We start from the raw sequence: 15,622 nt of genomic DNA on the forward strand, positions 1-15,622 counted from the left end.
TTTGACGCACCACGGAAAAAGGCCGGGTCATCGACCCGGCCTTTTTCATGCCTGCGAGAAAGAGGCGACCGCGCTTAGCGCAGCAAGGCGCTGGCGTTGGCCTCGGCCACCGCGACGGCGGTCATATTGACGATGCGGCGCGTCGTCGCCTGGGGGTTCAGGATGTGCACCGGCTTGGCCGCGCCGAGCAGGATCGGGCCCACCGTCACGCCCTGCCCGCCCGTGATCTTGAGCAGGTTGAACGCGATGTTGGCCGCGTCCAGCGTCGGCATCACCAGCAGGTTGGCGCTGCCGGCCAGCTTGGTCGACGGCAGGAAGTGGCGGCGCACGTCCTCGTCCAGCGCGGCATCGCCCTGCATCTCGCCTTCGACTTCCAGGTCCGGGGCCACGCGGGCCAGGATCTCGGCGGCCTCGCGCATCTTGCGCGCCGACGGACGCGACGACGAACCGAACATCGAGTGCGACATCAGCGCGACCTTCGGATGCAGGCCGAAGCGGCGGATTTCTTCCGCCGCCAGCTGCGTGATCGCGGCGAGTTCATCGGCGGTCGGGTCCTCGTTGACGAAGGCGTCGGTGATGAACAGTGTGTGCTTCTCGAGCATCAGCGCGTTCAGCGCGGCAAACACCTTTGCGCCGGGCGCCAGGCCAATCACGTCGCGCACGTGTTCCAGGTGCGCCTCGAAACGGCCCACGGTACCGCACAGCAGCGCATCGGCATCGCCCATGTGCATCAGCATCGTGCCGATCAGCGTGTTGGAGCGGCGCAGCGCCACCTTGGCCATGTCGGGCGTGACGCCGTCGCGGCCGCGCAGCGCGTGGTAGGCCTCGTGGTAGGCGCGGTAGCGCGGGTCTTCTTCCGGGTTGACCAGGTCGAAGTCCACCCCGGCCTTGAGGCGCAGGCCCGCCTTCTCGATGCGCATCTGGATCACGTGCGGACGGCCGATCAGGGTCGGGCGCGCCAGGCCTTCGTCCACCACGCCCTGCACCGCGCGCAGCACGCGCTCTTCCTCGCCTTCGGCATAGGCGACTCGCTTGGGCGACGCCTTCGCGGCCGAGAACACCGGCTTCATGATCATGCCGGTGTGATAGACGTAGGTCGACAGCTGCTGGCGGTAGGCGTCCAGGTCCTTGATCGGACGCGTGGCCACGCCGGACTCTTCCGCGGCCTTGGCCACGGCCGGCGCAATCTTCTCGATCAGGCGCTGGTCGAACGGCGTCGGGATGATGTAGTCGGGGCCGAACTTCAGTTCACGGCCGCCGTAGGCCGCGGCGACTGCGTCGTTGAGTTCCGCTTCGGCCAGTTCGGCGATGGCCTTCACGCAGGCCAGCTTCATCGCTTCCGTGATCTTGGTGGCGCCGCAATCGAGCGCGCCACGGAAGATGTACGGGAAGCACAGCACGTTGTTGACCTGGTTCGGGTAGTCCGAACGGCCGGTGGCGATGATGCAGTCCGGGCGCGCGGCCTTGGCCACTTCCGGGCGGATTTCCGGCTCGGGGTTGGCCAGCGCCAGGATGATGGGCTTGTCGGCCATGGTCTTGACCATCTCGGCGGTCAGCACGCCGGCGGTCGAGCAGCCCAGGAACACGTCCGCGCCCTTGACGATGTCGGCCAGCGTGCGGGCCGAGGTGTCCTGCGCGTAGCGGGCCTTGTTGGGTTCCATGTTGGCGTCGCGGCCGACATAGATCACGCCCTTCGAGTCCACCACCGAAATATTCTCGCGCTTCACGCCCAGGCTCACCATGGTGTCCAGGCAGGCGATGGCCGCCGCGCCGGCGCCCGACACGGCCAGCTTCACCGTGGCGACGTCCTTGCCGACCACCTTCAGGCCATTGAGCAGCGCCGCGGTCGAGATGATGGCCGTGCCGTGCTGGTCGTCATGGAAGACGGGAATGTTCATGCGCTCGCGCAGCTTCTGCTCGATGTAGAAGCATTCCGGCGCCTTGATGTCCTCGAGGTTCACGCCGCCCAGCGTGGGCTCCAGCGCGGCGACGATCTCGACGATCTTGTCCGGGTCGCGCGCGTCGAGCTCGATGTCGAACACGTCGATGCCGGCGAACTTCTTGAACAGGCAGCCCTTGCCTTCCATCACCGGCTTGCCGGCCAGCGGACCGATGTCGCCCAGGCCCAGCACGGCGGTACCGTTGGTGACCACGGCCACCAGGTTGGCGCGCGAGGTGTACTCGGCAGCGGTCGCCGGATCCTTGGCAATCTCCTCGCAGGCATAGGCCACGCCCGGCGAATACGCCAGCGACAGGTCGCGCTGGTTGGACAGCGCCTTGGTCGCGGTTACCTGGATCTTTCCCTTGGTGGGACTGCGGTGGTATTCCAGCGCAGCGAGGCGCAATTGCGCTTCAGGACTGTTCGGGGCATGTTGCGGTGCATCACCGCTGGTCTTGCTGCTCATTGGCTCGTCCGGAAAATGGCCCGGCACCGGTGCCCGCGCGTATCCCACCATGAACGCAGCGGGCACGACGGCCGGCAGCGAGGGGCAGCATCCTGACGGGCTCCGGCAGTATGGGGCCGGAAAATCGAGCAGCTATTCTAGCCCACGGTTGCGGCGCCGAAACCACCCGTTTCGACCGTTAAGTCGCGTTTTTGGCCGAATATCGCAGCAAAACAGCTTTTACCAATGCGTATGCAATGGCACGCCAATGTATATGCTTCGTCGGCGCTACTTGGGGGCCGGTTTTGCATCCGCCGGAGCCGCCGCAGCCGAGCCCTCATCGACCGGCAAGGTCACGCGCCGGGGCCTGCCGCTCTCGCCCGGAAACTCCGTGAAGGCGCTGCGGATCAGGTACGGCATCATCGCCGCGGGGTTGCCGCTCTCGGTCTGGTTCTGCGCGCTCACCTGGTAGACACGCTGTCCGGTCTTCGCATCCTTGAAATATACGTTCAGGCTGGCGAAGGTCACCGGCACGTCGCGCACGACGGTCTGGGGTGGCCAGTAGCCAGGCCAGCCCCATGGGCCCCACGGCCGGTAGTAGCCGTACGGTCCCCAGTACGGTCCCCACGGGCCATACCACGGGTCCGGGTAGACCGTTTCCGCCACGCGCACCATGCCGGGCGCCGCGTTGTACTCCATGCTCACGCGGTAGCGCGCCTGCTTGTCGGGCACCTGCTCGAAGCCGATCCCGGCCAGCGCGCTGGCCAGCCATTGCTCATAGGTCTGGCGCTCGAGCTGGGCCGCCTGCTCGGGCGTGCGCTCGAAGCTGTAGGTGCGCGGCGCGTCGTTCTGCCAGCCCGGCTGCCGGAAGGCGGTGACATCGGTCACCACCGTGCTGGCACAGCCAGTCAGCAGCATGGCGCCGGCCAGCGCCATCGACGCGGCCAGCGCGCGCCACATCCCATACTCGCCATCGCGGTGGCCGCCCGTGCCACCGCCCGCCCATTGCCACATATTCAATGCCTCGCTTGTTGTTGATCTGACGTGTCTCTCAGACCACGCCATCGTGCCGGAATTCCCGCTAGGCCCTGCGGCCTACCCCTTGGCTACAATGGTTACTTCAGCGCCGTGCTGCGCCCCGCGGGCCGGCACGCGCGCTTTCACGGTCTTCCGAAGACAGGATTCCCCATGCTGCGCACCGATACGCCCGTTACCGTCTATCGCAAGGACTATACCCCGCCCGCCTTCACCATCGACCACGTCGAACTGGTTCTGGACCTGGATCCGCAACGCACCATCGTGACCAGCACGCTGCGCTTCGCGCGCCATGCGGCCGCGGCCGCCGACGCGCCGCTGGTGCTCGCCGGCGAGGATCTCGAACTGATCGGCGTGAGCGTGGATGGCAAACCCGTTGCCAACGCTACCCAGCAGGCGGGCACGCTGACGCTGCCCGGCCTGCCCGCGCAGGGAACGCTGGAGATCACCGCGGCCTGCCAGCCGGCGGCCAACACCTCGCTGTCGGGGCTCTACGTCTCGAACGGCAACTTCTTCACGCAGTGCGAAGCCGAGGGCTTCCGCCGCATCACCTATTTCCTGGACCGGCCCGATGTCATGGCCACCTACCGCGTGACGCTGCGCGCCGACCGCGCGGCCTGTCCGGTGCTGCTGTCCAACGGCAACCTCGTCAGCGAACGCGAACTGCCTGGCGGCCGCCACGAAGCGGTGTGGGAAGACCCGTTCCGCAAGCCGTCGTACCTGTTCGCGCTGGTGGCCGGCAAGCTCGAGCGCATCGAGGAACGCATCCAGTCCGCCTCCGGCAAGGACAAGCTGCTGCAGGTCTGGGTCGAGGCGCGCGACCTCGACAAGACCCGCCACGCCATGGATTCGCTGATCCATGCGATCCGCTGGGACGAGCAGCGCTTCGGGCTGGAACTGGACCTGGACCGCTTCATGATCGTCGCCGTCGGCGACTTCAACATGGGCGCGATGGAGAACAAGGGCCTGAACATCTTCAACACGAAATACGTGCTGGCCAATGCGCAGACCGCCACCGATGTCGACTTCGCCAATATCGAGGCCGTGGTCGGCCACGAGTACTTCCACAACTGGACCGGCAACCGCGTGACCTGCCGCGACTGGTTCCAGCTCTCGCTCAAGGAAGGCCTGACCGTGTTCCGCGACCAGGAATTCTCGGCCGACATGATGGGCTCGGAATCGGGCCGCGCGGTCAAGCGCATCGAAGACGTGCGCGTGCTGCGCCAGGTGCAGTTCCCCGAAGACGCCGGCCCCATGGCGCACCCGGTGCGCCCGGACAGCTACGAGGAAATCAACAACTTCTACACCGTCACGGTGTACGAGAAAGGCGCCGAAGTCGTACGCATGTACCAGACCCTGCTGGGCCGCGACGGCTTCCGCAAGGGCATGGACCTGTACTTCCAGCGCCACGACGGCCAGGCCGTTGCCTGCGATGATTTCCGTGCCGCGATGGCGGATGCCAATGGCCGCGACCTCACGCAGTTCGGCCTCTGGTACAGCCAGGCCGGCACCCCGGTAGTCACCGCGCGCACGGCATGGAACGCCGATGATGGCAGCCTGACGCTGAGCTTGTCGCAGCGTTGCCCGAAGGTCGGGATCGAAACGCGCGCCGGCACGCCCGAGAAGCAGCCCTTCCACATCCCGTTCGCGATCGGCCTGCTCGGCGCCGATGGCCATGACCTGCCGCTGCAGCTCGAAGGCGAGGCCGCGGCCGGCGCCACCACGCGCGTGCTCGATTTCACTCAGGCCGAGCAGACCTTCCGCTTTATCAACCTGCCGCGCGGCGCGGCGGCGCCGCTGCCGTCGCTGCTGCGCAATTTCTCGGCACCGGTCATCGTCGATGCCGAATACACGGACGCCCAGCTCACGTTCCTGCTGGCCCACGACAGCGACGCGTTCAACCGCTGGGAAGCCGGCCAGCGCCTGGCCACGCGCGCGCTGCTGCAACTCGTGGCCGACGTGCAGGCCGGCCGCGACCTGAAGCTCGATCCGGCGCTGGTCAGTGCCATGCGCACCGTGCTCAATGACGACCGCCTGAGCCCCGCGTTCCGCGAGCAGGCCCTGGTACTGCCGTCCGAAGCCTATCTGGCCGAGCGCATGGGCGTGGCCGACCCGGCCGCCATCCACCTGGCGCGCCAGTTCATGCGCGCGGGCCTGGCCCATGCGCTGCAGGCCGACTGGCTGGCGGCCTACGAGGCTAACGCCACGCCGGGCGCGTACAGCCCGGATGCTGACTCGGCTTCTCGCCGCGCGCTGCGCAACCTGGCGCTCGGCTACCTGGTCGAGAGCGGCAGCGACGCCATGCTGCAGCTGGCCGGCGAGCAGTACCAGAAGGCCGACAACATGACCGACCGCTTTGCCGCACTCTCGGCGCTGGTCAACAGTTTCGCGCCGGGACGCGAAGCGGCGCTCGCCGACTTCTATGAACGCTTCGAGGATGATGCGCTGGTCATCGACAAATGGTTCTCGCTACAGGGCATGCAGCGCGGCGAGGTCGGCCCGCACGCCGGCAAGCGCACCATCGACACCGTGCGCGCGCTGATGGAGCACCCCGCCTTCAACCTGCGCAACCCGAACCGCGCCCGCGCGCTGATCTTCAGCTTCTGCTCGGGCAACCCCGCGCAGTTCCATGCGGCGGACGGTTCCGGCTACCGCTTCTGGGCCGACCAGGTGCTGGCGCTCGATGCGATCAACCCGCAGGTCGCGGCGCGACTGGCACGTGTCCTGGATCGCTGGCAGAAGTACGAGCCGGCCTTGCGCGAACGCATGCGCGCGGAACTGGAGCGTGTGTCGGCATCGGCCTCGCTGTCGCGCGACGTGCGCGAGATCGTCGGCAAGTCGCTCGCCACCTGACGCCAGAGGGCCGGCACCGGTGCGGCGCCGGCCCTCGCGGGACATGTAGAATTGCGGCCATCCAAGGAGAACCATCATGACTCGCATCAGCCTGACCCGATACCTGGTCGAGGAGCAGCGCAAGCACAACACGATCCAGCCCGAACTGCGGCTGCTGATCGAAGTGGTGGCGCGCGCCTGCAAGGCCATTTCCAATTCCGTCAACAAGGGCGCGCTGGCCGGCGTGCTCGGCTCGGCCGGCACCGGCAACGTTCAGGGCGAAACCCAGCAGAAGCTGGACGTGATCGCCAATGAAGTGCTGCTCGACGCCAACGAATGGGGCGGCCACCTCGCCGCCATGGCCTCGGAAGAAATGGAATCGTTCTACGAGATTCCCAACCGCTATCCGAAGGGCGAATACCTGCTGATGTTCGATCCGCTCGACGGTTCGTCTAACATCGACGTCAACGTGTCGATCGGCACCATCTTCTCCGTGCTGCACATGCCCAAGCCCGGCCAGACCGTGACCGAGGCCGACTTCCTGCAGCCCGGCACGCACCAGGTCGCCGCCGGCTACGCCGTGTATGGCCCGCAGACCACGCTGGTACTGACCGTCGGCAACGGCGTGCACGTGTTCACGCTCGACCGCGAAGCCGGCAGCTTCGTGCTGACCCAGTCCGATGTGCAGATTCCCGAAGACACCAAGGAATTCGCCATCAATATGTCCAATATGCGCCACTGGGCCCCGCCCGTGCGCAAGTACATCGACGAATGCCTGGCCGGCGAGGAAGGCCCGCGCGGCAAGAACTTCAACATGCGCTGGATCGCCTCGATGGTCGCCGACGTGCACCGCATCCTCACGCGCGGCGGCATCTTCATGTACCCGTGGGACAAGCGCGAGCCCCAGAAGGCCGGCAAGCTGCGCCTGATGTATGAAGCGAACCCGATGGCGATGCTGGTCGAGCAGGCCGGCGGCGCGGCCACCAACGGCCATATCCGCATCCTGGATGTGCAGCCCGAAAAGCTGCACCAGCGCGTGTCGGTGATCCTGGGGTCGAAGAACGAAGTGGAACGCGTCACGCGCTACCACCACGAAGCCGCTGCCCAGCAGGGCTGACGCCACCGGGCATCAGCCTGCTCCTGACAAGGCGCCTTCGGGCGCCTTGTTTGCTTTTCGCCGGCAGGTACCGACCCCCGGGGCGACGTCGCCAGCGATCCGCGATGACCCGCCCGACACAGAAAGTATTGCAGTGAAGTACGAGCGCTGCTATTATTGCGGGCTGTTCCAGTTCAACGGAACGTGTTGCCGAAGTAGCTCAGTCGGTAGAGCAGCTCATTCGTAATGAGAAGGTCGGGGGTTCGATTCCTCTCTTCGGCACCATCGCAAAGGGTCTACACTGACCCGAAAGCCAGTCCTGGCAAGGGTTGCAAGGATTCCGACGCTGTGTGTGGGTACCACTTAGAGTACCTCAGGAGTACCACACGGCTATGGCTATCATCCCCCTCACCGCCATCCTGTCAGTCAAGGTCAGATACCTTTGGCTGAAGAGCCCCACGGGTTCGTTCTATTTCAAGCGCAGAATCCCCGAAGACATACAGCCCTACCTTGGCGGCAAGACGTTCATCCAGGAGTGTCTGCATACCAGAGACCCCAAGGAAGCAGCCAGGAAGAAGCACACACCACCAGGGCAAGGAAGACTGCCACTTTCCCTTTTAACTACCTGATAGAACACCTAGGCGACAGAGATATCAGGAAGTACCGAAGGGCAGACGCAAACGAATTCGTCAAACACCTGCTCACTGGCGGTCACGGCAAGAAGCCAATCGCTAGCCTCCCCGTCCGACAGTTCCCTCATGCTGGCCTTCTTTGCGAACTTGCCGAATCAGCTAAATTCGTCGTCCCTGTCAGATCAAGCATCGGCAGCAACGGTCATAGGGCTCTTGGTGGCCGTGGTTGCCCTAGCCCGGTTGACGTTGTACGAGTTGCCCGAGTTATCCGTGCAGGTGTACATGTTCTGCGAGCCAAAGCAAGCGGTATTCGCCGACCCGGCAGCCACGCACAGGATGGCGGCTGCAAACGTGATCTTGTTCATTCCCCCCCGTTCTGTTCAGAGTTGACCCTACTCGGCCTGCACCGAGCATGAAGATCGTCCACGCCTGAATGGCAAAAGAAAAGCCCGTTGAGTGGCGGGCTCGCCAGCGGGGAATTAATCGGTGAAGTGGATCAAACGATCCCACCAATAGCGGAACCCGCGCCCAGGGACTGCGCTCCGTGCCAATCCTTTGTGGAAGATGGCCCGGAGGAGGTAGGCATAGATGGCAAGCACCGCCCCGAGGAACATAAGTGATCCGATCATGGCGGAGCCCTCCGTGCGGAATGGCCATATCTCATTCTATGCCTGCCTAGTTTGCGCGCGGGCAACAAAAAGCCCGCCGAATGGCGGGCTCCTAGGCATCGCTTGCCAACGCTGGCGCAAGAATGGTCACCAGAAGGTGCCGACTCGCCTCACGAACCTGCTCCACGTGCCGGCACCAAAAAAATTTGGGGGTATGTTAGGGGGTATGAATCAGCAAGAAACGACTCGGATTTATGCTGGAAGCCTACCAGGAGGATCTTTTCGATTCCTCTCTTCGCCCAGCCCATCCGGTTGGGCTTTGTTTCTGGACGATGCACGGCATCAGCACGAGCCCTGCAGGCCCCTCTCAAGGCCTCGCCTGCCCCCCCAATTACCGCTACCCCCACTCAGCGCGACTTGAACACCGGATGGCGCGCACACGCCGCGAGCACGATGCGCTCGGACTGCGCAAGGTAGTCCTGAAGCGCGGTAGCAGCCTCGTCGAGCTTTCCCGCCTCGAATAATTGCAGAATGTGCCGGTTCATCTCCACATATGGAGCGTGGAGGAATTCGGGATCCTGCAACATGCCGAAGGCCAGGCGCAGCTCTGCCAGCAGGCGCGAGAACATCTCGTTCAAGCGCTCGCTGTCGGCCAGCTCCACGACGGCCATGTGGAACTCCATGTTGGCCGTGCCTACGCCCTGCCAGTCGCCCTGGTCGCGGCATTCCGACGCCATATCGACCGCCCTGTGCAGGTGCTTGCCTGCCGGATGCCGCGGATACGCCTGGCGCAACGCCTGGCACTCGATCAGCCGGCGCACGCGGTAGATATCGATGATGGCCGCGATGCTGGGGATGGCCACCGCAACGCCGCGGTTGGGCTCATGCTTGAGCAGCCCCTCCTTGGTCAGCAGGCGAAAGATCTCGCGAAGGGTATTGCGAGAAATCTGGAAACTCTCGCTCAACGCCGCTTCCGACAAGCGCTGCCCGGGCGCGAACTCGCCATGCACGATCTTCTGGCGAATGAGCTCCGCCACGCGCTCGGTCAGGTTCCTCGTGTCAGCACTCGATGTCATCTCTTATGGGGCTCGCATTGGGAGGTGCCGGCCAGACGCCGGGCCGGAAGCGTGGAATGTTAGCGCACTTTGATGACGCAAATGCCCCGCCCTGATGAACGGAATGCACCGATTTGGTGACAAGAGGGCATGGCTTGTCTGGCTAGGTGTATACCTTAACTGCCAATACGGTCAAATTGTTCAACAATAATTACGTTCTGGTTGAGCTATATGTGATTTTTACCCCCACATGGCATGCAGATTGCTAAACCGGACCACATGACTGCAGCGCTGGATCCCGGCACCGCAGGCTGACCCGGACATCGTTGCGAAGGCTGGCGCGCAACAACGTCCTCCAACATCCGACGTCTTCCCCGAAGGAGAACGCAACCATGTGGCTTAAGGAAACCAACCGGGAGGAGCGCAGAACGCTCTTCGCCGCATTCGTCGGTTATGGCGTCGATGCCTTCGACTACATGATCTACACGTTCATGATCCCTACCTTCATCCTGGTATGGGGCATGACCAAGGCCGAGGCTGGCTACATCGCCACCGGCGCGCTCATCAGTTCCGCGCTCGGCGGATGGCTGGCCGGCATCCTGGCCGACAAGTACGGCCGCGTCCGGATCCTTCAGCTCACGGTGCTCTGGTTCAGCCTGTTCACGTTCCTGAGCGGATTCACGCAGTCCCCCGAGCAGCTGTTCGTCACGCGCATGCTGCAGGGGCTGGGGTTCGGCGGTGAATGGTCCGTCGGCTCGGTGCTGATTGCCGAGATGATCCGTGCCCGCCACCGCGGCAAGGCCGTCGGGCTGGTGCAGAGCAGCTGGGCAGTGGGCTGGGGCATTTCCGCCATTGCCTTCTGGGCGGTCTATGCTCTGTTCGATCAGCAATATGCATGGCGTGTGCTGTTCTGGCTGGGCGCGGTGCCGGCCCTGTTCATCCTCTACATCCGCCGCAACATCAGCGAGCCCGAGGTGTACCGCGAAACCAAGGCCAGGCTCGCGCGCACGGGGCAGAGCAACAGCTTCATGCTGATCTTCAAGCCTGGTGTACTCGGTGTCACGGTGATGGCAAGCCTGCTGGCAACCGGCATGCAAGGGGCCTACTATTCCGTGACGACCTGGCTGCCCACCTACCTCAAGATGGAGCGCCATCTCTCCGTGCTCAACACCAGCGGCTACCTGATGGTGCTGATTGCCGGCTCTTTTGCGGGCTACCTGACCAGCGCGTGGCTTTCCGACCGCCTTGGGCGCCGGCGCTGCTTCATGCTGTTCGCAGTGAGCGCGGCAGTTCTCGTGATCTGCTACACCCAGCTGCCCATTACCGATGCGGCCATGCTTGTCCTGGGCTTCCCGCTTGGGTTCTTCCTGTCGGGCATCTTTTCAGGCATGGGGGCCTACCTGACGGAACTGTTCCCCAGCCACATCCGCGGCTCCGGCCAGGGCTTTTGCTACAACTTCGGACGGGCCGTGGGCGCGGTGTTTCCCGCGATGATCGGGCACATGAGCACGTCGATGCCGCTCGGTACGGCAATCGGATACCTGGCTGCCGGCGCGTACGGGCTGGTCGTGATCGCCTGCCTGCTGCTGCCGGAAACCCAGGGGCGCGAGCTGACGAACGAGCCCGAAGCCGCCGATCCGGTGCTCGTGCCCGCCACCCCGGGCCAGGTTCCCGATCGCTGAGTCGGGGCTTCAATGCCGACAAGCCTGAATCGCGCCAGCAAGGAACCCTCATGACAAGCACAAGCAATATGTTCGACGATCTCCGCACCACAGCCGTCGCAGCGGCAAGGGCCGCACGCGCTGCGTATCGTGCCGGCAAGATCGCTCCCACGGCGGGCGTGGCGCCCGGCATGACGCAGGCCAACATGATCGCGCTGCCGCGCGACTGGGCCTGGGACTTTCTCCTCTATGCCCAGCGCAATCCCAAGGCTTGCCCGGTGCTCGACGTGATCGAAGCGGGAGCGCACCACACCGTGCTGGCCGATGGCGCCGACATCCGCACCGACATTCCGCTGTACCGCGTGTGGCGTGACGGCAGGCTCGCTGAAGAAGTCGCCGACGCCACGCCGCTCTGGCAGGAGCATCCCGACCTTGTCACGTTCCTGATCGGCTGCAGCTTCACGTTCGAGACGCCGTTGCAGGAAGCGGGAATCGAGGTACGCCACATCGCGGACGGCTGCAACGTACCGATGTATCGCACCAATCGCCAATGTCGCCCCGCGGGGCGCCTGCACGGCGAGATGGTGGTGTCCATGCGGCCCATTCCCGCCGGCCGCGTCGCTGACGCCGCGATGATCTCTGGACGCTTCCCGTCAGTGCACGGCGCCCCTGTCCATGTGGGCGACCCCGGCGCGCTGGGCATCGCCGACCTCCACCGCCCCGACTTCGGCGATGCCGTGCGTATCGAGCCGGGCGAGATCCCCGTCTTCTGGGCCTGCGGCGTCACCCCGCAGGCTGCCGTGATGGCTTCCGGCGTGCCGTTCGCCGTGACCCACGCCCCCGGCCATATGTTCATCACCGATGTGCCCGACAGCACCTACCACGTCTGATTGCTTCCGGAGCCTGCATTGCGCTTTCTTCCTGTCTCCCTGAATGCGTTGCTGGTGGAGCTGTCCGGCCTGGACCAGACTCTGGCCCTGCTGACCTCGCTGCAGCGCGATCCCCTGCCAGGCGTGGACGAACTGGTCCCTGCCGCGCGCACGATCCTCGTGCGCTTCCGGCCCGCTGCCGTGAGTCTGGCGACGCTGGTGCAAGCCATCGCCTCGCGCGACCTGGCAGCGCGCGCCGAGCGCGGCGGCACGCTGGTTGAAATCCCCGTGCGCTATGACGGCGAGGACCTGGCGGAGGTAGCGCAACGGCTGGGCCTCACACCCGAGGAAGTCGTACGGCGGCACACGGGCAGCGAATACACCGTGGCCTTCACCGGCTTTGCCCCGGGCTTCGCCTATCTCTCCGGCGGCCACCCCAGTCTCGATGTGCCGCGCCGAAGCACCCCGCGCACGCGCATTCCGGCCGGCGCCGTGGGTCTGGCCGGCACCTTCAGCGGCGTATATCCGCAGGCCAGCCCGGGCGGCTGGCAGATCATCGGCGTGACGCCGGTGGCCATGTGGGACCTGGGCCGCGACCAGCCCGCGCTGCTGCAGCCCGGCTACCGCGTGCGTTTTGTCGATATCGCCACGCTGGATGACGAAGCGGAAACGGGCCGCCGGGCAGGCGCCTCGAATCACGCCATCGCGGCGCCGGGCAACGGCCGCACCCGCGACATGCTGGCCCCGGGGCAAACCGCACTCCAGGTCAGGGCTACCGGCCTGCTGACCGTATTCCAGGACCTGGGCCGCCATGGCCAGGCCGGTCAGGGGGTCTCGGCCTCCGGCGCCATGGACCAGGCCGCGCTCAAGGCGGCCAACCGCCTCGTGGGCAACCCCGGCAACGGCGCGGCGCTCGAAACCGTGGGCGGCGGCCTGCAACTGCAGAGTCTTGGCGAGACCGTGGTCGCCGTCACCGGCGCCGACGCGCCCCTGACCCTGCGCACGGCGGATGGCCGCCAATGGTGCCCGCCGTCGCACCAGGCCCTGGCCCTGGCCGATGGCGACGTGCTCGGCATCGGCCAGCCCGCTGCCGGCGCGCGCTGCTATGTGGCCGCGCGCGGCGGCTTTGCCGTCGCGCCCGTGCTCGGCAGCTGTGCCACCGACACCCTGGCCGGCGTGGGTCCCGCGCCGCTGGCGGTGGGCGATGTGCTGGGCCTGCACCCCGCTCCGGCCAGCGCCGTGGTCGGCGAACCGACCCTGCCCGCCGCGGACCTGCCTACGCTGGAGCAGGAGGTAGTGCTGGACGTGGTCATGGGCCCCCGCACCGACTGGTTCACGCCGCAGGCCGTGGCCTGCCTGGCCGCGCAGCGCTGGCAGGTGACGCCCCAGTCCAATCGCGTCGGCCTGCGCCTGGCCGGCGACACGCCGCTGGAGCGCGCCATCGGCGGCGAGCTGCCGAGCGAAGGCACGGCCCTGGGCGCATTGCAGGTGCCTCCCAGCGGGCAGCCCGTGCTGTTCCTGGCCGACCATCCGCTCACCGGCGGCTACCCCGTGATTGCCACGGTAGCCCCGTATCACCTCGACCGCGCCGGCCAGATTCCCGTGGGCGCGTGGCTGCGCTTCAATCCGATCCGCGCCTTTGCAGAACTCTCTACGGCTGCCGCCCCGGGCGAGGCCGGCACTTTCCGAGCACCCCGATGAAAAAAGTCCTGATTGCCAACCGCGGCGAGATCGCCGTCCGTGTCATCCGCGCCTGTGCCGACTACGGCGTGCAGTCCGTTGCCGTCTATGCCAACGCCGACATCGACGCCCTGCACGCGCGCATGGCCGACGAAGCTTACGGGCTGGATGGCGAGCGTCCGGCCGATACCTACCTGAACATTGCCAAGCTGCTGGAGATCGCCCGCAAGAGCGGTGCCGATGCCGTCCATCCGGGCTATGGCTTCCTGTCGGAGAGCGAGGCCTTTGCCCAGGCCGTGATCGACGCCGGGCTGCGCTGGATCGGGCCGTCGCCGGCCACCATCGCGAAGCTCGGCAACAAGGTCGAAGCCCGCAAGATCGCGCTGCAGGTAGGCGCCCCGCTGGTGGCCGGCACGCCCGACCCCGTCAAGGATGCCGACGAGGTACTGGCGTTTGCCGAACAGTACGGCCTGCCCATCATCATCAAGGCCGCGTTTGGCGGCGGCGGCCGGGGCATGAAGATCGCCTGGCGCATGGATGAAGTCGAGGAGCTCTATCACTCTGCCTCGCGCGAAGCCGTCGCGGCGTTCGGCCGCGGCGAGTGCTTTGTCGAACAGTTTCTCGACAAGCCGCGACATATCGAGGCCCAGGTGCTGGCCGACGCCCATGGCAACGTGGTGGTGCTCGGCACCCGCGACTGTTCCCTGCAGCGCCGCAACCAGAAGCTGGTGGAAGAAGCGCCGGCGCCGTTCCTGACCGATGCGCAACGCGAGCGCATCCATGCCTCCGCACGCGACATCTGCGCCGCTGCCGGCTACACCAGCGCGGGCACCGTGGAATTCCTGCTGAGTGCCGGCGGCGTGATCTCGTTCCTGGAGGTCAACACCCGCCTGCAGGTGGAGCATCCCGTCACCGAACAGACCACCGGCATCGACCTCGTGGTCGAGCAGTTGCGCGTGGCCGACGGCCTGCCGCTCACCATCACCAGGACGCCCGCCCCGCTGGGCCACGCCATCGAGTTCCGCATCAATGCCGAGGACGTGGGCCGCGGCTTCCTGCCCACGCCGGGCCCGGTACAGCGCTTCGATCCCCCGTCCGGCCCGGGCGTGCGCGTGGACGCCGGCGTGCAGTCGGGTTCCGTCGTGCCGGGCACCTTCGACTCGCTGATGGCCAAGCTCATCGTCACCGGGGTCACGCGCGAACAGGCACTGACCCGCGCGCGCCGTGCGTTGCGCGAGTTCCGTATCGAAGGCGTCGCTTCCGTGCTGCCCTTCCACCGCGCCGTGATCGATCACGCCGACTTCGCTGGTGCGGATGGCTTCAACGTGCACACCCGCTGGATCGAATCCGACTTCGCCGAACCGCTGGCCGCTGCCGCGCGCGCCGAGCCCCAACCCGATGGCAGCCTGCTGCGCACGGCCATCGAGATCGATGGCCGCCGCGTGGTGCTGGGCCTGCCGGCTCAGCTGCTGGGCGGACTGGCCAATGCGCAGGCGGCAAACCCTGCCGTGACGCCGGGGGAGACAGTCGCAGTCGATACCCGCGATGTACCGGCCCCCGTCGCCGGGACCGTGCATGCCTGGAAGGTGGCCGAGGGCGACCAGGTCGAGGAAGGACAACTGATCGCCGTCATGGAGGCCATGAAGATGGAGATGCAGGTCCACGCGCATCGCGCTGGCCGCATTGCGTTGCGCACGGCCGCGGGCATCTTCGTGGCGGCGGGGCTGCCGATCGCGACCATCGACTGAGCACCTGCCAGGCGGGTCCGGA

At 66.1% G+C, this 15,622-nt stretch carries 10 protein-coding genes and 1 tRNA gene; 7 read left to right on the plus strand and 4 right to left on the minus strand.

Annotated elements, in window-relative coordinates:
- Window positions 1-74: 74 nt before the first annotated feature.
- Together CupriaWKF_RS11400 and CupriaWKF_RS11405 are read right to left on the minus strand one after the other, a co-directional pair.
- Window positions 75-2,405, minus strand: coding sequence for an NADP-dependent malic enzyme (locus tag CupriaWKF_RS11400; protein WP_276097990.1), 2,331 nt, complete (start codon window positions 2,403-2,405; stop codon window positions 75-77).
- A gap of 267 nt (window positions 2,406-2,672) precedes the next feature.
- Window positions 2,673-3,320 (minus strand): DUF4136 domain-containing protein, encoded by a 648-nt coding sequence (locus tag CupriaWKF_RS11405; protein WP_276100773.1) that lies wholly within the window; start codon window positions 3,318-3,320, stop codon window positions 2,673-2,675.
- Window positions 3,321-3,572: 252 nt separating this feature from the next.
- On the opposite strand from CupriaWKF_RS11405, the gene pepN reads away from it, so the two are divergent.
- From pepN to CupriaWKF_RS11420, 3 genes are all read left to right on the plus strand, one after another.
- Window positions 3,573-6,272, plus strand: coding sequence for an aminopeptidase N (gene pepN, locus CupriaWKF_RS11410; protein ID WP_276097991.1), 2,700 nt, complete (start codon window positions 3,573-3,575; stop codon window positions 6,270-6,272).
- 76 nt (window positions 6,273-6,348) lie between these two features.
- Window positions 6,349-7,368, plus strand: a complete 1,020-nt coding sequence (locus CupriaWKF_RS11415) for a class 1 fructose-bisphosphatase (RefSeq protein ID WP_276097992.1) — start codon at window positions 6,349-6,351, stop codon at window positions 7,366-7,368.
- Window positions 7,369-7,556: 188 nt separating this feature from the next.
- Window positions 7,557-7,632: transfer RNA gene (locus CupriaWKF_RS11420), tRNA-Thr, on the plus strand.
- A gap of 529 nt (window positions 7,633-8,161) precedes the next feature.
- Here CupriaWKF_RS11420 and CupriaWKF_RS11425 read toward each other — a convergent pair.
- Together CupriaWKF_RS11425 and CupriaWKF_RS11430 are read right to left on the minus strand one after the other, a co-directional pair.
- On the minus strand, window positions 8,162-8,344 hold the full coding sequence (locus tag CupriaWKF_RS11425) for a hypothetical protein (RefSeq protein WP_276097993.1): 183 nt from the start codon (window positions 8,342-8,344) through the stop codon (window positions 8,162-8,164).
- A 650-nt stretch (window positions 8,345-8,994) separates the two neighbouring features.
- Complete coding sequence (locus tag CupriaWKF_RS11430; RefSeq protein ID WP_276097994.1) at window positions 8,995-9,663, minus strand: GntR family transcriptional regulator; 669 nt, start codon at window positions 9,661-9,663, stop codon at window positions 8,995-8,997.
- Window positions 9,664-10,034: 371 nt separating this feature from the next.
- On the opposite strand from CupriaWKF_RS11430, the gene CupriaWKF_RS11435 reads away from it, so the two are divergent.
- From CupriaWKF_RS11435 to CupriaWKF_RS11450, 4 genes are all read left to right on the plus strand, one after another.
- On the plus strand, window positions 10,035-11,324 hold the full coding sequence (locus CupriaWKF_RS11435; RefSeq protein WP_276097995.1) for an MFS transporter: 1,290 nt from the start codon (window positions 10,035-10,037) through the stop codon (window positions 11,322-11,324).
- 68 nt (window positions 11,325-11,392) lie between these two features.
- The gene (locus CupriaWKF_RS11440) at window positions 11,393-12,193 is read left to right on the plus strand and encodes a putative hydro-lyase (protein WP_276100775.1); all 801 of its coding nucleotides are present in this window, start codon (window positions 11,393-11,395) and stop codon (window positions 12,191-12,193) included.
- 18 nt (window positions 12,194-12,211) lie between these two features.
- Entirely contained in the window at window positions 12,212-13,873 is a 1,662-nt protein-coding gene (gene pxpB, locus CupriaWKF_RS11445; protein ID WP_276097996.1) for a 5-oxoprolinase subunit PxpB, read from the plus strand.
- Complete coding sequence (locus tag CupriaWKF_RS11450; RefSeq protein WP_276097997.1) at window positions 13,870-15,600, plus strand: biotin carboxylase N-terminal domain-containing protein; 1,731 nt, start codon at window positions 13,870-13,872, stop codon at window positions 15,598-15,600. The genes pxpB and CupriaWKF_RS11450 overlap by 4 nt, the downstream gene beginning before the upstream one ends.
- The last annotated feature ends 22 nt before the right edge of the window (window positions 15,601-15,622 follow it).

This window comes from Cupriavidus sp. WKF15, from assembly GCF_029278605.1.
Classification (GTDB): Bacteria; Pseudomonadota; Gammaproteobacteria; order Burkholderiales; family Burkholderiaceae; genus Cupriavidus.